Genomic DNA, 22476 nt, shown 5'->3' with positions numbered 1-22476 from the left:
TGCGGTGCCGGGGGCGGGCGGGGGCGGAGCGGCGCGCCCGGCCCCCCCCGCGCGGCGGGGGCGCCGGCCCCCCCCCCCCCCCGGTCGGAAACGTGATCCCGAACCGGCCATAGAGATCCGGCACCACGACCGGCGCGTTGAGACGGAAGGCTTCGGCGACCGGCCATGGCTCGTCGCCGTCCGCGAGCGACAGCGTTGGCTTTACCGCGGGGTGCCCGGCATCGATCCCGGATGCAGCGGCCAGTTCGGCGTGAGCGCCGCCGAGGTCGGTCAGATAGATCAGCGCGAACGGCAGGTCCTGGGGATTGGTGGCAAGCGCCGCAGCGCTGCGTTCACATGCCTGGCCGATGCTGCGGGATTGGGCTGCGCTGGCGGCCAGGTCGCGCAGCAGCGACAGTTGCCGTTCGGTGATGACCCGCTGCGTATCGTCGGTGTTGGCGCAGAAAATGCCGCCCGGCGAGCCGTCGTCGGTCGGAATCGGGCTGTAGGAGAAGGTGTAGTAGGTCTCCTCGGGAAAGCCGTTGCGCTCCATGATCAGGAGCTGGGCTTCCACATATGTGCCCTCGTGGCCGCTCGTCGCCTTGGCCAGCAGCGGGGCGATGTCCTCCCAGATTTCCGACCAGACTTCCGAGGTCGGCCGGCCGAGCGCCCATGGGTGCTTGCCGCCGATGATCGACTTGTAGGGATCGTTGTAGAGATAAGTCAGCTCCGGGCCCCAGCCGATCCAGATCGGCTGTTGCGAGGTCAGCATGATGCGAACTGCGGTCTTGAGCGCCTGCGGCCAGCTCTCCGGCGGCCCGATCGGGGTCGATGCCCAATCGAACGCGCGCATTAGCGACGCTAGTTCGCCGCGGCCCAGAAAAAGACTGTCTGGGACCGCGTCTGTGCGGCCCAGGTGCCCGCCGGGCGTATTTTCAGCCAAGTGATCCCCCGATCAACCCCTCGCTGTCCCGGTTCGCAACGCGCGGGCTTGGGTTTGGTTCCCCGCCGTCAAAGGGGCTCCTTTCGCCAAATGGTCCCGGCAATAGTTGCCCGACCCGGCAAAACCGCCCCGGCCTCAGGACCCGTAGCTAATCGCCAACTATATGAAATGACTTCGTTTTGTCCGTTGGCACGAGGCTTGCGGGAAGCCTCATTGGATCTTGCTGTCAACAGCCGCCACGGGCGGCCGCATCGGGAGAAGTCAGTAATGGGTATTTTCGGCGCTCTCACCACGTCGGTCGCGGGCCTGCGCTCCAACTCCTATGCGCTGGAGAACATCTCCGGAAACATCGCCAACTCGCAGACCACGGCATTCAAGCGCATCGACACCTCGTTCCTGGACCTGATCCCGCAGGCCGGCAACAACCAGCAGCTCGCCGGCTCAGTGACTGCAGGATCGCGGCTGACCAACACCACGCAGGGCTCGGTGCAGTCCGCCTCGGTGTCGACCTACATGGCGATCAACGGCGAAGGCTTCTTCGTGGTGCAGAAGCCGAGCTCGTTCAGCGACAACAACCCGATCTTCCCAGGCGTCGACAATTTCACCCGCCGCGGCGACTTCTCGCTCGACAAGAACGGCTATCTGGTGAACGGCGCCGGCTACTATCTGGAAGGCGTCAAGATCGACCCGACCACCGGCAACCCGGTCGGTGGCAGCCCGGGCGTCCTGAAGTTTCAGAACGACTTCCTGCCCTCGCAGGCCACCACCAAGATCAGCTACCGCGCCAACTTGGCCTCCTATCCGCTGACCACCAAGCACGACAAGTCGATCCCCGGCTCGGAACTGCTGCGCGCGGCTGACTTCGCTACCAACCCGCAGGTTCTCGGCACCACTCCGCCCCCGTTCAGCGACAACACCAAGACCGGACTGCAGATCAACAACAAGCAGGGTGTCCCGATCACCGGCGCGACCAAGCTGAGCGGCGTCGCCGGCAGCGACTCGATCGGCGTCGACTTCGCAGTGGGCAACACCATCACGGTGAACGGCACGGCCATTACCTTCACGGCTTCGGGCGGCACCGACGATGCGACCCACATCCCGATCGACTCCACGATCGCCAACCTGTTGAGCAAGATCGATGCGATCTCCGCCGGCGGTGCGGCGTCGACTGTGACTTCGGGCGCGGTGGTGCTGCACACCGGCGTCGCCAGCGATCTGGCCATGACGTCCGGCGCTGCGGCGTTTGCCTCGCTCGGCCTCACCAGTCCCGTCAACGTGGTCCGCAACGGCGGTGGTTCGGTCGGTACCGGCAAGGTGACCGGCGTCGACAACCAGACGTTCCTCGACGAGTCGGTTTCTGGCGGATCCACCACGGCCTATGATGGCAATGGCGCGCCGGTGAACGTGCAGTTCCGCTGGGCCAAGGTCGACTCCGCTACGCTCGGCACTGGCCACACCGACGTCTGGAACCTGTTCTATCAGGTCAATCCGAATGCGACCGGCACGCAGACGGCGTGGCAGAACGTCAATACCAACTTCACCTTCGCCTCCAACGGTCAGATGAGCCCGGTGATCGGCCAGATCACGCTGACCGGCCTGACCGTGTCGGGTGTGTCGCTGGGCGACGTGACGATGGCATTCGGCACCGGCGGTCTGACGCAGTTCTCCGACACCAACGGCAACGTCCAGGTCAACCAGCTGCAGCAGGACGGCTACTCGGCCGGCCAGCTCGTCAGCGTGTCGGTCAGTAACGACGGCCGCGTGGTCGGTGCCTATTCCAACGGCCGCAATATCGACCTCGCCGAAGTGTCGGTCGCGACCTTCAACGGTGCGAACTTCCTCAAGCGCACTGATGGCGGCGCCTTCGAAATCACCAATGAATCCGGCCAGCCTTTGTACGGCAAGGGCGGCTCGGTGTCGGGCTCGTCACTGGAATCGTCGAACACCGACATCGCTGACGAATTCACCAAGCTGATCGTCACGCAGCAGGCCTATTCGGCGAACACCAAGGTGATCACCACGGCCAATACCATGGTGCAGGATCTGCTCAACGTGATGCGCTAGGCGGTGCGGTCCGCCCTCCAACCCCCGGGTAGGTAGTCATGAGTCTCGGAGACGCACTCGCTATTGCAATGGCCGGCCTTCGGGTGAACCAGGCGACGATGTCGCTGGTGTCATCCAACGTCGCCAATGCAGAGACGCCCGGCTATGTCCGCAAGACGGTCAACCAGTCGGCGGTGAATGCTGGCGAGACCGGAACCAGCGTCAAGGTCGTCGGTGTCGACCGTCAGCTCGATGACTACATTCTGGCCCAGCTTCGAACCGAGACTTCGGGAGGAGCCTACGCGTCATTGCGCTCTGACTTCCTGAAGCAGCTGCAGGGGCTGTTCGGCGATCCGAACTCCACCGGCACGCTCGAAAGCTCCTACAACGGCCTCACCACCGCGCTGCAGGCGCTTGCAACCAGCCCGGACAGCACCTCTGCGCGGATTGCGGTGCTGAACGCCGCGCAGGCGATTTCCAGCAATCTGAACTCGACGTCCAACGGCATCCAAACGCTGCGCGCCGGTTGCGAAACCGGCATCGCCGACGCAGTGACCACCGCGAACAATTTGATGCAGCAGATCGCCAACATCAACACCCATATCCAGGCCAATCCGCTCGGCGGCACATCGACCGATGCGGCCACCTCGGCGATGCTCGATCAGCGCGATCAGGCGATCAATCAGCTGTCGCAACTGATGGACATCCGCGTGGTGACCAACGGCGCCAATCAGGTGACGGTGTTCACCGGATCCGGCGTGCAGCTCGTCGGCATGGAGGCGGCGACGCTGAGCTTCAATGCGCAGGGTACGGTTTCGCCGACTACGGTGTGGAATCCAAACACGGCAATCAGCGATCTCGGCTCGATCCGGGTCGGCTACGCCAACGGCTCGTCTTCCGATCTGACCAGCTCGTTGAAATCCGGTAAGCTGGCTGCCTATGTCGAGCTGCGCGACAAGACACTGGTTCAGGCTCAGACCCAGCTCGATCAGTTCGCGGCGTCGCTGTCGAGCGCGCTGTCGGACAAGACGACGGCCGGCACGGCGGTCACCTCCGGCACCCAGGCGGGCTTCAATCTCGATCTGTCGTCGATGAAGACCGGCAACACCGTCAACATCTCGTACACCGATACCCTGACCGGTGCGCAGCATACGGTGACGGTGGTGCGGGTCGATGATCCGTCGGTGCTGCCGCTGCCGCAGAACGCCACGGCCGATCCGAACGACTACGCGGTCGGGATCGATTTCTCCGGCCTGTCCGGCTCGGTGGTGTCGCAGCTCAATGCGGCGCTCAACAGCCGCAACCTGCAGTTCAGCGGCACCGCGCCGAATATCACGGTGCTGAACAACGCTGGCTTCTCGACGATTACGGCAGCCTCCGTCACCACCACGGAGACGTCACTGACCGGCGGCACCGCGTCGGTGCCGCTGTTCAACGACAACGGAGCGGCTTACACCGGCGCGATCAACGGCTACGGCAGCCAGATGACCGGCTTCGCGCAGCGGATCTCGGTCAATGCCGATCTGATCAAGGATAACTCCCGGCTTGTGGTGTATTCGACCTCGCCTCTGACAGCCGCCGGCGACACCACGCGGCCGGACTTCCTGGTCAAGCAGCTCAACACCAGCAAGTATCTGTACTCGGCGAAGACCGGAATTGGTTCGGATGCGGCACCTTATAAGGGCACGCTGCTGAGCTATTTGCAGCAGTTCGTCAGCCAGCAGGGCTCCAACGCGGCGGCGGCGAAGCAGCTGTCGGAGGGCCAGAATGTGGTGCTGAACACGCTGCAGCAGAAGTTCTCGACGTCCTCCGGCGTCAACATGGACGAGGAGATGGCGCATCTGCTGTCGCTGCAGAATGCCTACGCGGCGAATGCGCGTGTGATGTCGACCATCAACCAGATGTATCAGTCCCTGATGCAGGCGATTTGAGGCGAGCCATGGCGATCGACGGCGTAAGCGGGCGTACTTCCTACATCGGCACCGGGATCCTCAATCTCCGCAGCCAGATCGATGATTTGAGCCAGCAGCTCTCGAGCGGGCGGATCTCGAACACTTATGCCGGCGACGGCACCGGCCGCAGCCTTGCGATCGGCCTACGCGCGCAGATGTCGAACATCGCCAGCTACGGCGACACGATGACCAACATCACCACCCGCATCAGCGTGGCGAACCTGTCGCTGCAGCGGATGGCGACGATCAACAGCGAGGTGAAGGGCGCGGCGGTGAGCGCCGGTTCGACGCTGGACAACACCGGTCAGACTCCGGGCCAAAAGACCGCGTCGCTCGATTTCTTCGACTCGGTCGACATGCTGAACGCACAGGTCGGCGATCGCTATCTGTTCGGCGGCCGGATCACCGACACCGCGCCGGTCACCGCGGCCGACAAAATCATGAACGGGGATGGCGCGGCGATCGCCGGGCTTAAGCAGGTGATCAGCGAACGCCACGATGCCGACGTCGGTACCAACGGCATGGGCCGTACGATCGTGTCGACCGGCGCGACTGTCACAACCGTGCAGATCGGGGAGGACTTCGCGGCCAATCCGTATGCCACTCCGACCCCGATCGGGCCGTCGCCGTTCGGCATGAAGCTGAATGCGGTTTCGACCACGATCAGCGGCGCGGTGGTGACGCAGCCGACCGAGACGCCGCCGACCACCCCGCCCGCGGCCCCCAATCCGAAGGCGATGTCGATCGACCTCAATGGTGTCATTCCGAACGAGGGCGACACCGTGAAGTTCACGTTCGACATGCCGGACGGAACGCAGGAGACCATCACGCTGACCGCGTCGTCAAAGACGCCGCTGCCGGACGGCTGTTTTGCGATCGATCAGGGCACGCCGACCGCAGTGCCGCCGGTGGCGCCTTCACCGTCCGTCACCGCGGCCAATCTGCAGACAGCACTGACGGCTGCAGTGAAGAAGATGGCCAATGGGCCGCTGGCGGCGGCCTCGGCGATCAAGGCCGGCGACGACTTCTTCAACAACACCCCGCCGCTGCGGGTCGCAGGTACCGCGCCGTTCGGCGCTGCCACGGCGCAAGTCGCCGGCACCAAAGCTAATACCATTTTCTGGTATAACGGTGAGCCGGACTCGGCGACAGACCCAGCCCGTGGCACGGCGGTTGCCAAGATCGATGACGCCATCACGGTGCAATACGGTGCCCGAGCCGATGAGCAGGCGCTGCGCAAGCAGTTGCAGACCGTGGCGGTGTTCGCGGCGGTGACCACCTCGGCGACCGATCCCTATAGTTCCGGCAAGATCGCTGCGCTCAACCAGCGTGTGGCTGCTAATCTGGCGGTCGTTCCCGGCCAGCAGTCGATCCAGAATATGCAGGCGGAGTTGGCCGGCGCTCAGGCTTCGATCAAGGCCACGGCTAACCGGCAGACGCAAAGCAAGGCCCTGGCGCAGACCATGCTGAGTTCGATTGAAGGCATCAACAACGATGAGGTCGCGACCAAGCTTTTGGCGCTACAGACCGCGCTCCAGGCCTCGTATCAGACGACGTCGAAACTCTATCAGCTCAGCCTCGTCAAGTTTCTCTAGTTAATTATCTCTGAACGGCGGGCCGCCGCTCCGGCGGCCCCGCGGCGACCGATTTGGCGCCGCTTGGCTGTTCCAGCTGCAGCCCAAGTCCTCCTAAACGCTCACTGATCCCAGCAAACCACGTAGTCTTGCGAGGCTGCGGGGCGCGTCTCGACGCCCGTGTCATCTTGCACAAACCAGTGATTTTACGGGCGATTCCTTCCGTTAAACCCGGTTCTCTACCTTTACGTATTTTTAGAGTCTGGCCGGCAAGGTTCCGCGACCGATCAAGAAGATCGCGTTTGCACACCAGGAAGGTAGCATCACAATGTCCGGTATCGTTCTATCCAACGCCGTTCGCCAGAATCTTTCTTCGCTCCAGGCCACGGCTGACTTGCTCGCCACCACCCAAAGCCGCCTCTCGTCCGGCAAGAAGGTGAACACGGCGCTCGACAATCCGACCAACTTCTTCACCGCCGCTTCGCTCGACAGCCGCGCCAGCGACATCAACAACCTGCTCGATGGCATCGGCAACGGCGTGCAGATCCTGCAGGCCGCCAATACCGGCATCACCTCGCTGAACAAGCTGGTGGACAGCGCCAAGTCGATCGCCAACCAGGCCCTGCAGACGACCTCCGGCTACGCCACCAAGTCGAACGTGTCGGCGACCATCTCTGGCGCCACCGCTGACGACCTGCGCGGCACCCAGAGCTACTCGAACGCGGTTGCCACCGGCAACGTGATCTTCGACGGCACCGCGGGCGGCAGCACCGCGGCGTCCGGCACCGACACCCTCGGTGGCGCGATCGTCAGCATCGCGGCGGGTACGGCTGTGACCGTGCTCGGCGCCGCTGACAACACCGCGCTCGGCAGCGTCCTCAGCGTCGGCACCGCCGCCGCCACCGCGGCCGGCTCCAACCTGATCAGCGACCTCACCAACGGTTCGACCACCACGGCGACCGGTCCGGCTGCGGGCGACTCGATCACGGTGAACGGCAAGACCATCACCTTCACTACCGCCGGTGCCGCCAGCAAGGACAGCAACGGCAACTACACGATCGGTCTCGACCAGACCCTGACCAAGCTGGCCAACACGATCGACGATATCAACGGCAACACCGGCCATTCGTCGACCATCACCGCCGGCAAGCTGGAACTGCACTCGGGCACCAACAGCCCGCTGACCATCGGCGACAACGCCGGCGGCGCCGTGCTGGCCAAGCTCGGCCTGACCGCGCAGACCGTCGACACCGCGGCTGCGACCGCCTCGGCCAACATCTCGGCCACGACGCAGCTGTTCAACACCCATGGTGGTCTTACCACCGCGGCGATCGCTGACGGCACCCAGCTGACGGTCAACGGCAAGACGATTACGTTCAAGACCTCCGACGCTCCGCAGGGCAACAACATCCCGACGGGCACCGGCGTTCTCGGCCGTATCGGCACCGACGGCAACGGCAACTCGACGATCTATCTCGGCGACCAGACCAAGTTCAGCAACGCGACCGTTGGTGACCTGCTGACCGCGATCGATCTGGCCAACGGCGTCAAGTCGGCGACCATCTCGTCGGGTGTCGCAACGATCAGCACCAACTCCGGCCAGACCGCTTCGGACGTCACCGGTGGTATCACCACCATCCGCAGCTCGACCGGCGCTGACCTCAACGTCACCGGCTGGACCGACCTGTTCAAGAACCTCGGTCTGACCAGCGCCACCGGTACCGGTCCGCTGACTCTCACCAAGCAGCGCACCACCAGCGGCACCACGATGGGCACGCTGATCGCGGACGGCTCCACGCTGAACGTGAACGGCAAGACCATCACCTTCAAGAACGCCGCTGTTCCGACCGCGTCGTCGACCCACCAGGGCATCTCCGGCAACGTCGAGACCGACGGCCAGGGCAATTCGACCGTGTACCTGCAGAAGGGCACGATCGATGACGTCCTGAAGGCCATCGACCTCGCCACCGGCGTCCGCACCGCCGCGCTCGGTGTCTCCGGTGCGACGATCTCGACCGCCAACGGCACGGCCAACTCGTCGATCACGAGCGGCTCGCTGAAGCTGTCGACCGGCCTTGCCTCCGACCTTAGCATCACCGGCACCGGCAACGCGCTGGCCGCCCTCGGCCTCACTGGCCCGAGCGGCAGCTCCAGCTCGTTCTCCGCGGCTCGTGGCGCTTCGGCCGGCAGCCTGAACGGCAAGACGCTGACCTTCACCTCCTTCAACGGCGGTGCGGCCACCAACGTCACCTTCGGCGACGGCACCAACGGCACCGTCAAGTCGCTCGCTCAGCTGAACGCTGCGCTGGCGTCCAACAACCTGACGGCGTCGATCGACAACGCCTCCGGCAAGCTCACGATCGCAGCGTCGAACGACTACGCTTCCCACACTCTGGGTGGCTCGGACGGCGGCGTGATCGGCGGCACTCTGGCTTCGACCCTGACCTTCTCGGTGCCGAACGCGCCGGTGGTCGACGTCAATGCCCAGACCACCCGCGCCGGCCTGGTCAAGCAGTTCAACGACGTGCTCGACCAGATCAAGACCACGGCTCAGGACGCTTCGTTCAACGGTGTCAACCTGCTGAACGGCGACACCCTGAAGCTGGTGTTCAACGAAACCGGCAAGTCGACGATCTCGATCCAGGGCGTCACCTTCAACCCGACCGGCCTCGGCCTGTCGAACCTGAGCTCTGGCGTCGACTTCATCGACAACAACGCCACCAACGCCGTGCTGAGCAAGCTGAGCACAGCTTCGACCGCCCTGCGGTCGCAGGCCTCCGCGTTCGGTTCGAACCTGTCGATCGTGCAGGCCCGTCAGGACTTCTCGAAGAGCCTGATCAACGTGCTGCAGACCGGTTCGTCGAACCTGACGCTGGCCGACACCAACGAGGAAGCGGCGAACAGCCAGGCGCTGACGACCCGCCAGTCGATCGCGGTGTCCGCGCTGTCGCTGGCCAACCAGTCTCAGCAGGGCGTGCTGCAGCTCCTCCGCTAATCGCCGCGTAGCTGATCGAACGACTGAGGGCGGCGGGGGCGACCCCGCCGCCTTTCTTTCTGCCCCGGCTGCCGCCGTCCCGACGTTCGTGTTGCGGACAGGGATGCAGTAAGGTGCAGGTGATTCGGGCTCATCTTTTTCAACGGCGCCGTTGCATGACCGATACCGCTCCGAGGGCCGATTCCAGTGCTGCGCCGGCGCCACATGCGCCGGGGCCCGACCGGATCCTCGCTGATATCATCACCGCTCTGCCCGAGCTGGCGCGGCATCACGCGCCGGGCGGAGCCGCCTATACGGCCTTGGCCTCGGCCGCGCGCAGCGCGGTGGTGGCGCTGTTCGCCGGCGGCGGCACCGACGTGCCGTTCGGGCCTTTCGGACCGATCAGTTTTCCGTATCACCGGATGGGAGCGGTGGACTCGCTCGACCTGTTCGGGCTCGACGAGCTGATCCTGTTTTCGTTCTACTGGCAGAACCGCGGTCGCTATCGGCGCGTCGCCGACATCGGCGGCAATATCGGCCTGCATAGCCTGGTGATGGCGCGCTGCGGCTTTACGGTCGAAACCTACGAGCCGGACCCCGAACATATCGCACTATTCCAGGCCAATATGCGCGCCAACGGAGTCACCACCGTCCACGTCAACGAGGCGGCGGTGTCGGCGCAAGCGGGTGAGGCGGAGTTCCTCCGGCTGCGCGGCAATACCACGGGCAGCCATATCGCCGGCGCCAAGCTCGATCCCTATGGTGAGATCGATCGCTTCAAGGTGCGGCTTGCCGCTTTCGATGATATCGCCGCAAAGGCCGACTTCGCCAAGATCGACGCCGAAGGCCACGAGGCGGTGATCATCACCTCGCTGCCGCGCGAGCGCTGGGCGACGATCGACGTCATGCTCGAGATCGGCAGCGAAGCCAATGCCGCCGCGATCTTCGACTATGCGCGCGGCGCGGGCGTGAAACTGTTCACCCAAAAGACCGGCTGGCGCCGGGCGGAGACGCTGGCTGACCTGCCGACCTCCTACAAGCAGGGCAGCGCGTTCCTCACCGCCAAGGACGCGATCCCGGGGCTGCCACCGTCATGACCTCACGCAAGGGCCAGGTAGTATTCCGAGGCGATTGGCGCCGGACGCCGCGGCCGGTCATGATTTACACATTGCTAACGAATCACGCGCAACCGTGATGGCTCGGAATGCCGAGGACGCCGATGACGCAGTCGCGTAACAGCACCGCCCCCATTCCCGACGACGTCCCAGAGGATGTCGCCGCGACGCCGCTGCTGTCGAAACGGCAGATGCTCGGCTATTACGACCACCTCCGGGCTACCCTTGCCGCTGCGCAGGCCTCCGATTGTGAGGGCCGGCCGTTCGCGCAGGAAGTCGCTGCCTCACTGGTGATTGCTTGGGCCCGCGAAGTCCATGCCGATGGCCGCAAGCTGATGTTCATCGGCAATGGCGGCAGCGCCGCGATCGCCAGCCATATGGCCACCGACTATTCCAAGAACGGCGGCATGCGCGCGCTCTGCCTCAATGACGGTGCGATGCTGACGTGTCTCGGCAATGACTACGGCTACGAGCAGGTCTTCGCCAAGCAGATCGAGCTGTTCGCGCAGGAGGGTGACCTGTTGATCGCGATCTCCTCGTCCGGTCGCTCGCCGAATATTCTCAACGCCGTCGCTGCGGCCCGTGCGCGCGGCTGTCGGGTGATCACCTTGAGCGGGTTTTCGGCCGACAATCCGCTGCGCCGCGAGGGCGACATCAATTTCTATCTGGCCTCCGATCAATATGGGTTTGTCGAGCTCGGCCATCTGACGATCTGCCATGCCATCCTCGATTTCGCCTGCGGCCAACGCGTGCCGCTGCCGGCGGCCGGCTGACCGGACCAGGCGAGCGGCGATCCGCGCGGCCCTATCAGGGCGTGCAAAAATGCGTGTATCTCTTGCATTCAGACTTGCAGTGATTCGTCGGCGCTGTGCTCTGGCGCGCCGTGGGACGGGCTTATCAGTAGGAATGACGCGATGAAGATCCTGGTGACCGGCGCCTGCGGCTACGTCGGAACCACGCTGGTGCCCAAACTGCTGGCACGCGGCGACGAGGTGGTGGCGTTCGACATCATGTGGTTCGGTAACGATCTGCCGCCGCATCCGGCGCTGACCGTCGTGCGTGGGGACGTTCGCGATACCAGCTCGATCGACCTCACCGGGATCGACGCGATCGTACATCTCGCCTCGGTCGCCAACGATCCGTGCGGCGATCTCGATCCGAAGCTGACCTGGGAGATCAGCGCGCTTGCCACCATGCAGCTCGCCGACCGTGCCGCGCGCGCCGGCATCCAGCGCTTCGTCTATGCGTCGTCCGGCAGCGTCTACGGCATCAAGGACGAGGAACAGGTCACCGAGGACCTGACGCTGGAGCCGATCTCCGAATACAACAAAACCAAGATGGTGGCCGAGCGGGTGATGCTGAGCTACGCTGGCGACATGGCGGTGCAGATCGTCCGCCCGGCAACCGTGTGCGGGCCGTCGCCGCGGATGCGGCTCGACGTCTCGGTCAACATGCTGACCATGCAGGCGCTGACCAACGGCGAGATCACCGTGTTCGGCGGCAATCAGGTCCGCCCCAACATCCACATCGACGACATCACCGATCTGTATCTGATGCTGCTCGATCGGCCCGAACTGCGCGGCATCTACAATGCCGGCTTCGAGAACATCTCGATCCTGGATATCGCCAAGATGGTCGACGCCCAGGTGCCGACCAAGATCACCGTCACCGCCTCGAACGATCCGCGGTCCTATCGGATCAACTCTGACAAGCTGCTGGCGACCGGATTCAGGCCGAAGAAGACGGTGAATGATGCAATCCGCGAGATCATTGTCAAATTTCAGCGCGGCGAATTGAAGAACGAGGATCGTCACTACAACCTGCGCTGGATGCAGCGGAGCCTGCAAGCGTGACCGGAATCGTTCCCGCGTCCGCGCCGTGTGCGATGGCCCGCGCGGGCTTCGACAAATACCTGGTGATCGGTTCGAACTCGTTCACCGGCGCCTCGATGGTCAGCTATTTGCTCGACCAGGGCGCCGACGTCGTCGGCATCAGCCGCTCCGACGAGCCGCATCCTGCCTTTCTGCCGTATCGTTGGAAGAAGGCTGATCGCTTCCGCTTTCGCAAGCTCGACCTCAACCACGATCTCGATGCGATCATGCAGCTGGTGACCGCCGAGCGGTTTCCCTGCATCATCAATTTTGCAGCCCAAAGCATGGTCGGCGAGAGCTGGGCCAACCCGGACCATTGGTTCATGACCAATGTGGTGTCGACGGTGCGGCTGCACGAGCGCTTGCGGACTTGCGACTTTCTCGAGCGCTACGTCCACGTCACCACGCCGGAAGTGTACGGCAACGCCACCGGCACGCTGACGGAGGACGCGGTGTTCGATCCGTCGACGCCCTATGCGGTGTCGCGTGCGGCCGGCGACATGAGCCTGCGCTCGTATTTCCGCGCCTACGGCTTTCCGGTGCTGTTCACCCGCGCGGCCAATGTCTATGGGCCGGGGCAGCGGCTGTACCGGATCGTGCCGCGCACCATTCTGTTCATCAAGCTCGGCCGCAAGCTGCAGCTGCACGGCGGCGGCACTTCGGAGCGCTCGTTCATCCATGCCGCCGATGTGGCGGATGCGACCCGCCGGATCGCCTGCAACGGCAAGCTCGGCGACAGCTATCACATCTCCACAGACCGCATCGTCACCATCCGCGCGCTGGTCGAAATGATCTGCGCGATGATGGGGGCGCGGTTCGAGGATCAGGTCGAAATCGTCGGCGAGCGGCTGGGCAAGGACGCCGCCTACAAGCTCGACAGCAGCAAATTGCGCAGCGAGCTCGGCTGGAGCGACCAGATCACGCTGGAGCAGGGCATCGAGCAGACGATCGCCTGGATCAATCGCTGGTTCGAGGAACTGAAGAGCCAGCCGTTCGACTACGCGCACAAGCCTTGAGGACCGCAATGGGTCAGGAAATCGATCTGCTCGTCAATTATCCGCGCACCAAGCGCAATGTCGACGAGCGCGGCCAGACCAAATCGGAAGAGGATCGCGCGATTGCGCGGCGTTTCGGCAAGGAGTTCTTCGACGGCGACCGCCGCCACGGCTACGGCGGCTTCAGCTACATGCCGCGGTTCTGGCAGCCGGTGATCCCGACCTTCCAGCAGCACTTCGGCCTGTCGGCGTCGTCTTCAGTGCTCGATGTCGGCTGCGCCAAGGGCTTCATGCTGCACGATATGGCTGAGCTGATCCCCGGCATCACCGTGAAGGGCGTCGACGTCTCGGATTACGCGATCGAGCACGCGATCGACGATATGAAGCCGCATGTCAGCGTCGCCAGCGCGACGAAGCTGCCGTTCGCCGACAAGTCGTTCGACGTGGTGATCTCGATCAACACCGTGCACAACCTCGTCCGAGACGACTGCGCAGAAGCGCTGCGCGAGATCGAGCGGGTGGCGCGCAAAGGGGCGTTCATCACCGTCGATGCCTATCGAGACGACGAAGAGAAGCGCCGGATGATGGCGTGGAATCTGACCGCGCAGACCATCATGCACGTCGACGAGTGGAAGGCATTCTTCGCCGAGATTGGCTACACCGGCGATTACTACTGGTTCATCCCATGAATCCCGAGACGTCGCGCCGCCTGCTGTTCGACATGCTGCGGATCCGCAGCGTGGAGGAGACCATCGCGGCGCGCTACGGTGAGCAGAAGATGCGCTGCCCGACGCATCTGTCGGTCGGGCAGGAAGCGGTTGCCGCGGCGGCAGGCGCGGCGCTGAGGCCGACCGATCTCGCGGTCAGCGGCCATCGTGCCCACGCGCACTATCTCGCCAAGGGCGGCAACCTGAAGGCGATGATCGCCGAGATTTACGGCAAGGTCACCGGCTGCGCCCGCGGCAAGGGCGGCTCGATGCATTTGGTCGACGAGAGCGTCGGCTTCATGGGCTCGACCGCGATCGTCGGCGGCACGGTGCCGGTCGGCGTCGGGCTGTCCTATCCGATGAAGCTGAACAACACCGGCCAGATTTCCTGCGTGTTTCTTGGCGACGCGGTGCCGGAGACCGGCGTGTTCTTCGAGTCGGTGAACTTCGCGGTGGTGAAACAGCTCCCCGTGCTGTTCCTGTGCGAGAACAATGGCTACTCGGTGTATTCGCCGCTGTCGGTGCGGCAGCCGCCCGGCCGCAAGCTGTACGAGCTGGTCGCCGGCTTCGGCCTCGAGACGCATCACGGCGATGGCAATGATGCGCGCGCGGTGTACGCGGCGCTGAGCGAAGGCGTGGCGGCGATCCGGGCCGGCGAGGGGCCGCGGTTCTACGAGTTCGAGACCTATCGCTGGCGCGAGCATTGCGGCCCGATGTACGACAACGACCTCGGCTATCGCTCGGTGGCTGAGTACGAGGCGTGGAAGCTGCGCGATCCGGTGCTGGCGCTGCAGCGCGCGCTGATCACCGAAGCCATCGTGACCGACGCCGACGTGGCCGACATGCAGGCGGAAATCGATGCCGAGATCGCGGAGGCGTTCGCCTTCGCAGAAAGCTCGCCGTTCCCGCCGCCCGAAGACGCGTTCACCGACGTCTATGCGTCGGCAGCAAGCTAAGGGAGGGCGGAATGGCAACAACCTTCGCCGCCGCCATCAGGGATGGGCTCGCCACAGCGCTTGCGGCCGATGACGACGTGATCTGCTTCGGTCTCGGCACGGATGATCCCAAGGGCGTATTCGGCACCACGCTCGATCTGCATAAGCAGTTCGGCCCGGATCGCGTGTTCGATATGCCGACGTCGGAAGCGGCGATGACCGGTTTTGCGATCGGCGCCGCGCTGAACGGCATGCGGCCGGTGCTGACGCATCAGCGGCTCGACTTCGCGCTGCTGTCGCTCGATCAGCTCGTCAACAATGCCGCGAAATGGCGCTTCATGTTCGGCGGCAAGCGCGGCGTGCCGATCACCATCCGGATGATCATCGGCCGCGGCTGGGGCCAGGGGCCGACCCATTCGCAGAGCCTGCAATCCTGGTTCGCGCATATTCCCGGCCTGAAGGTGGTGATGCCGACCACCGCCGCAGACGCCAAGACGCTGTTGCTCGGCGCGATCTTCGACGACGATCCGGTGATCTTCCTGGAGCATCGTTGGCTGCACAACATGAAGGGCGAGGTTCCGGCGGGTGATGTCCGCGAGCCTTTGGGCAAGGCGCGCCTGGTGCGCCGCGGCGATGCGGTGACCATCGTGGCAATGAGCTACATGACGGTGGAGGCGCTGCACGCCGTCGATCATCTCGCCGCGCAGGGCATCGCTTGCGATCTGATCGACCTGCGCAGCATTCGTCCGCTGGACTGGCCGACGGTGATCACCTCGGTGCAGAAGACCGGGCGGCTGCTTGCGCTCGACAGTGGGCATCTGACCGGCGGCGTCGCCGGCGAGATCGTAGCGCGGATCGCCACCGATCACTTCGCCAGCCTCAAGAGCGCGCCGCAGCGCCTCGCCGCGCCCGACGTGCCGGAAGCGACCAGCCCGGCGCTGACCAAGAATTATCACGTCCGCGCCGAGCACATCGTCGATGCCGTCGGCCGGATGCTCGGCCGCGACGTCGAAACCGCCTCTCTGGTCGCCCAGCGCACCTTCCCGCACGACGTGCCGGGCACCTGGTTCTCAGGACCGTTTTGAGGGCGCGATGATGGCACCGACTCTCAACGTCATTGCGAGGAGCACCCGGATCGGCGCTTTGCGCCGTCCGGGCAAAGGCTCCGCGACGAAGCAATCCAGCGCCGGGCATCACGCTATGGATTGCTTCGCTTCGCTCGCAATGACGGGGATGGTGTGGCCGTCTGCACAGCGGAGGCCATCATGCCTATGACCTTCCGTGCCGCGGTGCTGCATGAAGTCAATCAGCCGCTGCGGATCGAGACGGTGGAGGCGCCGCCGCTCGCGACGGGGCAGGTGCTGGTCAAGCTGGCTTACTCCGGCGTTTGCCACAGCCAGGTGATGGAAGCGCGCGGCGGACGCGGGCCGGATCGCTATCTGCCGCATATGCTCGGCCACGAAGGCTCGGGCGTTGTCGTCGAGACCGGCGCGGGCGTCACCAAGGTCAAGCGCGGCGACCGTGTCATTCTCGGCTGGATCAAGGGGCAGGGCGCGGACACGCAAGGTGTGCGCTACGCCAGCGGGGAGCGCGTCATCAACGCCGGCGCAGTGACGACATTCAACGAATATGCCGTCGTCGCGGAAAACCGCGTCACGACGTTGCCAGCCGGACTGCCGATGGATGTCGCGGTGCTGTTCGGCTGTGCGCTGCCGGTCGGCGCCGGCATCGTTATCAACATTGCCAAACCGCAGGCCGGCAGTACGCTGGCGATCTTCGGTCTCGGTGGCATCGGTCTCGCCGCACTGATGGCCTGCAAGCTGTTCGCCTGCAAGCAGGTGATCGCGGTCGACGTCGAGCCCGCAAAGCTTAAGATGGCGACCGAACTCGGCGCCACCTCGGTGATCGACGCGTCGATTTCAGATCCGGTCGAGGAGATCCGCAAGCTGACCGGCGGCCTCGGCGTCGGCTACGCGATTGAATCCGCCGGCCTCACCCGCGTGATCGAGCAGGCGTTCGACGCGACGCGGCGGTTCGGCGGGCTGTGCGTGTTCGCCTCGCATCCGCGCAGCGGCGAGAAGATCGCGCTCGATCCGTTTGAACTGATCTGCGGCAAGCGGATCCTCGGCACCTGGGGTGGCGACAGCAAGCCGGAACGCGACATCGAACTACTGGCGGGGCTGTATCGTGACGGCAAGCTGCCGCTCGATGCGATGTTCACCCGCCGCTATGCGCTCGACGAGATCAACGAGGCGCTGGACGATCTGGAGCATCGCCGCAGCGTGCGTCCGCTGATCGAAATCGATCCGTCGCTGAGGTGATGCCGATGCTGCATCCCGAAACAAGTACCGAGCTTGCGGAGATCCGGAAGAAGGCGGGTCGTCGGCGCAGCATCGTGTTCGTTGCCGGCAATTTCAACATCGTTCATCCCGGCCATCTGCGGCTTCTGAAATTTGCCGCCGATTGCGGCGACTATCTGGTGGTCGGCGTCACCGCCGAAACGGGTTACGACTGGATGCTGCCGGCCGAGCTGCGGCTCGAAGGCGTGCGTGCCATCGGCGTGGTCGACCACGCCTTCCTGCTGCACGATGCTGCGGAGGATTTCATCGCGGCGCTGAAGCCGAATGTCGTGGTGAAAGGCAAGGAGCACGAGGGTGCCGACAATCCCGAAAAGGCGGTGCTCGACGGTTATGGCGGCCGCCTGGTGTTCTCCTCCGGCGAGGTTGCGTTCTCGTCGCTCGATCTGATCAAGCGCGAGTTCCGCGAATTCAATCCGTCGTCGATCGTCAAGCCGCTCGACTATCCGCGTCGGCATCGCTTCGATATGGCCGAACTGAAGAACGTGCTGGCCGGATTTCCGAAGCTGCGCGTGCTGGTGATCGGCGATCTGATTGTCGACGAATACATCGCCTGCGATCCGCTTGGCCTGTCGCAGGAAGATCCGACCATCGTGGTGACGCCGGTGCTGCGCGAACTGTTTGTCGGCGGTGCAGGCATTGTCGCCGGTCATGCGGCCGGCATGGGCGCGCAGGTCAGCCTGCTCACCGTCGGCGGCGGCGACGCGATGGCGGACTTCGCTCGTGAGCGGCTGGCCTCGTACAACGTCGACGCCACCATCCTCACCGATGAGAGCCGTCCGACCACTACCAAGCAGCGGTTCCGCGCCGGCAACAAGACGCTGCTGCGCGTCAGTCATCTCAAGCAGCACGACGTCGATGCCGATCTGCAGACGCGGATGCTGGAGACGATCGAGCACCGGCTGCCGACGACTGATCTGGTGGTGTTCTCCGATTTCAACTACGGCTGCCTGCCGTCTCGGCTGGTCGAGGCGATCGGGCAGGCGTGCCGCGCCCGCGGCGTGCCGATGGTGGCCGACAGCCAGTCGTCGTCGCAGGTCGGGGATATCTCGCGGTTCACCGAGATGCTGCTGATCAAGCCGACCGAGCGCGAAGCGCGGTTGGCAATGCGCGATTTCGATTCCGGTCTCGTCGTGCTGGTCGAAGCCTTGCGCGAGAAGGCGCGCGCCAAGAACGTGATCCTGACGCTGGCAGCGGAGGGCCTGTTGGTGCACGCCGAAACCGGCAGCGCCGGCACGGTGGTGACCGATCGGCTGCCGGCGTTCAACACCGCGCCGAAGGACGCGGCGGGCGCCGGTGACTCGTTTTTCGTCTGCGCCGCGCTGGCGCTGGCGATCGGCACCGACATTTGGCGCAGTGCGTATTTGGCCTCGATCGCTGCCGCCTGCCAGGTCGGCCGGATCGGCAACATCCCGGTCACCGCCCGCGATATTATCCGGGAGCTCGACACGTGAGCGGCGGCGCCAAGGCGCTGCTGGTCGCGGCCGGCCTCGGAACGCGGCTGGCGCCGCTCACCGACGTGCTGCCGAAGTGCCTGATGCCGATCGCCGGCCGCCCGCTGCTCGGGCTGTGGCTGCAGATGCTGAGCGAAGCCGGGTGTTCGGAGATCGTCGTCAATCTGCATCACCACGCCGATCTCGTGAGCGAGTACATCCGCCGCAGTCCGTGGGCGGAGCGGGTGATCCTTGCGCCCGAAGCCACGCTGCTCGGCACCGCCGGCACGCTGCTGCGGCAGCGTGAGCGCTTCACGGACGGCCCGACGCTGTTCGCCCATGCCGATAATCTCAGCCTGTTCGCTCCGCGTGCGTTCCTGGACGCCCATGCGGGGCGGCCGTCCGATACGGCGATGACGATGATGAGCTTCGTCACCGACCAGCCTCAAAACTGCGGCATCCTCACGCTCGACTCGGCAGGCCGCGTGCTGGAGATGGATGAGAAGCCGCAGCATCCCAACGGCAATCTCGCCAATGCGGCGGTGTATATCGTCGAGCCCGAGGTGATCGACTTCATCGCCTCGCTGGGCAAGCCGGTGGTCGATTTCTCGACCGAAGTGCTGCCGGTGTTCATGGGACGCATCTTCGCGTTCCACAACGGCAGCTATCACCGTGATATCGGAAATCCGGCGAGCTTGGCGCTGGCGCAGCTCGATTTTCCGCTGTCGTTGTTGTCCGCAGCCTTTCCCCGTCATTGCGAGGAGCACCCGGATCAGCGCTTTGCTCCGTCCGAGTACAGGCTCCGCGACGAAGCAATCCATCGCCGCGCAGTGAAGCCCCTAGATTGCTTCGCTTCGCTCGCAATGACGCCCGACGATCCCTGGTATGGCCTGATGACCGACAATAACGGCGCTCTCGCCCAAGCCTTCGCCCAGGCTGCGGCAAAGACCTATGGGGGCCAGCGATGAGCGGCAGCGTCATCATCGCGGCGATCTCCAGCGACATCGGCAGCAAGCTGGCGCAGCTCTATCGGGCGCAAGGCTACGGTGTCATCGGCACCTATCGGTCGAGCGAGAATTTGAGCGAGCTGCAGGCTGACGCCGGCATCCATCTGGTGCATTGCGATCTGACGGATGCCAGCAGCGTGCGCAGCGCGGCGGCGGAGATCGCGGAGCTCGGCAGGCCGTGGGGGAGGCTGATCAGCGCCGCGGGGCAATTGTCGCCGATCGGCGATTTCTTCGGGCGTGATTTCGAGGCGTGGGCGGCATCGCTGTCGCTGAATTCCGTGGCACAGATGCGGCTGCTACACGCGCTGTATCCGCTGCGTGCGCAAGCCTCGACCGCCAAGGTCGCGTTCCTGGTCGGCGGCGGCATCAATGGCCCGTTCCGCAACTACTCGGCCTATTGCCTCGGCAAGGTGATGCTGGTGAAGCTGTGCGAGCTGCTCGACGACGAGTATGCGGACATGCACGCGATCGCGGTCGGCACCGGCTGGGTCAACACCAAGATCCATCGTCAGACCGTCGAAGCTGGCGACGACGCCGGCGTCAATCTGCGCCGCACGCTGGAATTTCTCGACAGCGGCGCGCAGGGGACGTCCTACGAAGACATCTTCGGCTGCATCGAATGGGCGTTCGAAGCCGGCCGTACAGCGACCGGCGGGCGCAATTTCTCGGTGGTGCACGATGCCTGGCGGGGTGGCGGTGCGGCGCTGATGGAACGGCTCGCCGCTGATCCGAACATCTACAAGCTGCGCCGGCACGGTAACTGATCGGCCGCGCAAGGAGGACACGCGTGAAGCTCTCCGACTACGTCATCGATTTTCTGGCGCGGCGCGGCGTCACCCATGTGTTCGGGATTTCCGGCGGTGCGGCGGTGCACATGTTCGATTCCGCCCAGCGTCACCCGGACGTCACGCCGATCTTCCCGCAGCACGAACAGGCGGCCGCGATCGCCGCGGACGGCTATGCGCGCGCCACCGGCAAGCTCGGCGTCGCCATCACCACTTCGGGCCCCGGCGCCACCAATCTACTGACCGGGGTGTGCTGCGCCTATTACGATTCGGTGCCGACGCTGATGATCACCGGTCAGGTTGCCACTCACCGGCTGAAGGGCAAGAGCCAGATCCGTCAACTCGGCTTTCAGGAGACCGACGTCACCTCGATCTTTGCCACTGTCACCAAGTACGCGGTGCAGATCTCCGATCCGACCACGATCCGCTATCATCTGGAGAAGGCGTATCATCTCGCGTTCGAGGGACGGCCCGGTTCGGTGCTGATCGATCTGCCGGACGATCTGCAGCGCGCCGAAATTGATCCCGACGCCCTGCCGGGTTTCACGCCCGAGCCTGCGGCCGCAACGAGCGATCTCGACGCGGAGATTGCGGCGCTGCTGCCGCTGATCGCGCGCGCGAAACGTCCCGTGCTGATTCTCGGTGGTGGGCTTGCAACACCACGGATCGGGTCGATGCTGGATCAGCTCATCGACCGCCTCGGCATGCCGGTGCTGACCACCTGGGCCGCCACCGATCTGATCGCGGCTGATCATCCGCTGCGGGTTGGGCCGTTCGGCGTCTATGGGCCGCGGCTCGGCAACTTCACGGTGCAGAACGCCGATCTGATCCTGTGCCTCGGCAGCCGTCTGTCGCAGAACGTCACCGGCGGCATCCTGCCGTCGTTCGCGCGCGAGGCGGCGATCGTGATGGTCGATGCCAGTCGCGGCGAGATGGACAAGTTCGATGATCGCGGCATCCGTATCGCCACTCGTATCGTGGCCCGACTGGACGAGTTCGTGCCGAAGCTGCTCGCCGCAGTCGAGGCGGCGCCGCCGCGCGAGTCTTGGCTGAACACGATCGCGCATTGGCGCATCGCCTTGCCGGATGATCGACCGGGCCCCGCTCCCGACAATGCCGGCTTCGTCGACGCTTATGATTTCGTCGATAAGCTCAGCGATGCAGCGCCGGCCGATGAGCTGATCTATGTCGATACCGGCGGCAACCTGACCTGGACATGCAATGGCTTTCGTATCAAGCGCGGCCAGCGGTTGATCTCGGACTGGAACAACACCGCGATGGGCTACGCGCTGGCGGCGTCGATCGGCGCCGCGGTGCAGGCCAAGGGCGGCGTCACCTGCATCATCGGCGACGGCGGCCTGATGTTGTCGCTGGGCGAACTGGCGCTGCTCAAGCGTCACGAGCTGCCGGTGCGGCTGATGCTGTTCAATAACCACGGCCACGGCATCCAGAAGCAGACGCTGGAGACCTGGCTCGATGGCCATTATGTCGGCGTCGATGCGCCGAGCGGATTGTCGTTCGTGGACTTCCGCAAAGTTGCCGAGGCGATGGACCTGCCGGTGGTCACGATCAGCCGCAGCGCCGATATCGCCGAGCAACTCCGCGAGGTCTATGCCCGCAAGGGACCGGTGTTCTGCAACGTCGAGATCAACCCGGCGCAGAAGCTGTATCCGGTGCTGAAGTTCGGCGCGCCGCTGGAGAGCCAGTTGCCGTCGATGGACGATGAACTGATCAAGCGCGAGATGCTGATCGCGCCGTTCGTCCCCGGCTCCGCGCCGAAGCACAGCGGCGGCGCGGGCGTCTAGC

16 protein-coding genes and 1 pseudogene are annotated in these 22476 nt (G+C 64.7%); 16 read left to right on the top strand and 1 reads right to left on the bottom strand.

From position 1 onward, the window contains the following. Window positions 1-922 (bottom strand): annotated as a pseudogene (locus VRZ08_RS08245) (histidine kinase); the annotation flags it as partial. 267 nt (window positions 923-1189) lie between these two features. Between VRZ08_RS08245 and VRZ08_RS08240 the strand changes: the two are divergent. The 16 genes from VRZ08_RS08240 to VRZ08_RS08165 all read left to right on the top strand — a co-directional run bounded on the left by VRZ08_RS08240 (window position 1190) and on the right by VRZ08_RS08165 (window position 22475). Continuing rightward, window positions 1190-2986, top strand: a complete 1797-nt coding sequence (locus VRZ08_RS08240; RefSeq protein ID WP_264074382.1) for a flagellar hook-basal body complex protein — start codon at window positions 1190-1192, stop codon at window positions 2984-2986. 38 nt (window positions 2987-3024) lie between these two features. Beyond that, window positions 3025-4896 (top strand): flagellar hook-associated protein FlgK, encoded by a 1872-nt coding sequence (flgK, locus tag VRZ08_RS08235; protein ID WP_414532245.1) that lies wholly within the window; start codon window positions 3025-3027, stop codon window positions 4894-4896. A gap of 8 nt (window positions 4897-4904) precedes the next feature. Continuing rightward, the gene (locus VRZ08_RS08230) at window positions 4905-6512 is read left to right on the top strand and encodes a flagellar biosynthesis protein FlgL (RefSeq protein WP_264074380.1); all 1608 of its coding nucleotides are present in this window, start codon (window positions 4905-4907) and stop codon (window positions 6510-6512) included. Between the two features lie 307 nt (window positions 6513-6819). Beyond that, the gene (locus tag VRZ08_RS08225) at window positions 6820-9486 is read left to right on the top strand and encodes a DUF1522 domain-containing protein (RefSeq protein WP_346295415.1); all 2667 of its coding nucleotides are present in this window, start codon (window positions 6820-6822) and stop codon (window positions 9484-9486) included. Between the two features lie 155 nt (window positions 9487-9641). After that, window positions 9642-10562: an FkbM family methyltransferase gene (locus tag VRZ08_RS08220; protein WP_414532244.1), complete on the top strand. Its 921-nt coding sequence runs from the start codon at window positions 9642-9644 to the stop codon at window positions 10560-10562. Window positions 10563-10684: 122 nt separating this feature from the next. After that, window positions 10685-11353, top strand: coding sequence for an SIS domain-containing protein (locus VRZ08_RS08215; protein WP_011159463.1), 669 nt, complete (start codon window positions 10685-10687; stop codon window positions 11351-11353). A 141-nt stretch (window positions 11354-11494) separates the two neighbouring features. Next, window positions 11495-12433 (top strand): NAD-dependent epimerase/dehydratase family protein, encoded by a 939-nt coding sequence (locus VRZ08_RS08210; protein ID WP_107356620.1) that lies wholly within the window; start codon window positions 11495-11497, stop codon window positions 12431-12433. Next, the gene (locus VRZ08_RS08205; protein WP_107356619.1) at window positions 12430-13467 is read left to right on the top strand and encodes a GDP-mannose 4,6-dehydratase; all 1038 of its coding nucleotides are present in this window, start codon (window positions 12430-12432) and stop codon (window positions 13465-13467) included. Before VRZ08_RS08210 ends, VRZ08_RS08205 begins: the two co-directional genes overlap by 4 nt. 8 nt (window positions 13468-13475) lie before the next feature. Next, window positions 13476-14135 (top strand): class I SAM-dependent methyltransferase, encoded by a 660-nt coding sequence (locus VRZ08_RS08200; protein ID WP_414532243.1) that lies wholly within the window; start codon window positions 13476-13478, stop codon window positions 14133-14135. After that, window positions 14132-15109 (top strand): thiamine pyrophosphate-dependent dehydrogenase E1 component subunit alpha, encoded by a 978-nt coding sequence (locus VRZ08_RS08195; protein ID WP_414532242.1) that lies wholly within the window; start codon window positions 14132-14134, stop codon window positions 15107-15109. Before VRZ08_RS08200 ends, VRZ08_RS08195 begins: the two co-directional genes overlap by 4 nt. Before the next feature lie 11 nt (window positions 15110-15120). Then, a complete protein-coding gene (locus VRZ08_RS08190) occupies window positions 15121-16173 on the top strand; it encodes an alpha-ketoacid dehydrogenase subunit beta (protein ID WP_414532241.1) in 1053 nt (350 codons plus the stop codon). A gap of 180 nt (window positions 16174-16353) precedes the next feature. Next, window positions 16354-17409 carry a zinc-binding dehydrogenase gene (locus VRZ08_RS08185; RefSeq protein WP_414532240.1) on the top strand — a complete coding sequence of 352 codons (1056 nt, stop codon included), beginning with the start codon at window positions 16354-16356 and terminating at the stop codon, window positions 17407-17409. 5 nt (window positions 17410-17414) lie between these two features. Continuing rightward, window positions 17415-18899 (top strand): PfkB family carbohydrate kinase, encoded by a 1485-nt coding sequence (locus VRZ08_RS08180; RefSeq protein ID WP_414532239.1) that lies wholly within the window; start codon window positions 17415-17417, stop codon window positions 18897-18899. Beyond that, window positions 18896-19846, top strand: coding sequence for a nucleotidyltransferase family protein (locus VRZ08_RS08175; protein ID WP_414532238.1), 951 nt, complete (start codon window positions 18896-18898; stop codon window positions 19844-19846). Before VRZ08_RS08180 ends, VRZ08_RS08175 begins: the two co-directional genes overlap by 4 nt. Further along, complete coding sequence (locus VRZ08_RS08170) at window positions 19843-20649, top strand: SDR family NAD(P)-dependent oxidoreductase (RefSeq protein ID WP_414532237.1); 807 nt, start codon at window positions 19843-19845, stop codon at window positions 20647-20649. The genes VRZ08_RS08175 and VRZ08_RS08170 overlap by 4 nt, the downstream gene beginning before the upstream one ends. 23 nt (window positions 20650-20672) lie before the next feature. Further along, complete coding sequence (locus VRZ08_RS08165; protein WP_414532236.1) at window positions 20673-22475, top strand: thiamine pyrophosphate-binding protein; 1803 nt, start codon at window positions 20673-20675, stop codon at window positions 22473-22475. Window position 22476: the final 1 nt, after the last annotated feature.

Origin of the sequence: Rhodopseudomonas sp. G2_2311 (assembly GCF_047501505.1) — a bacterium.
Classification (GTDB): domain Bacteria; phylum Pseudomonadota; class Alphaproteobacteria; order Rhizobiales; family Xanthobacteraceae; genus Rhodopseudomonas; species Rhodopseudomonas palustris_H.
This window is presented reverse-complemented; position numbering and strand designations above follow the sequence as displayed.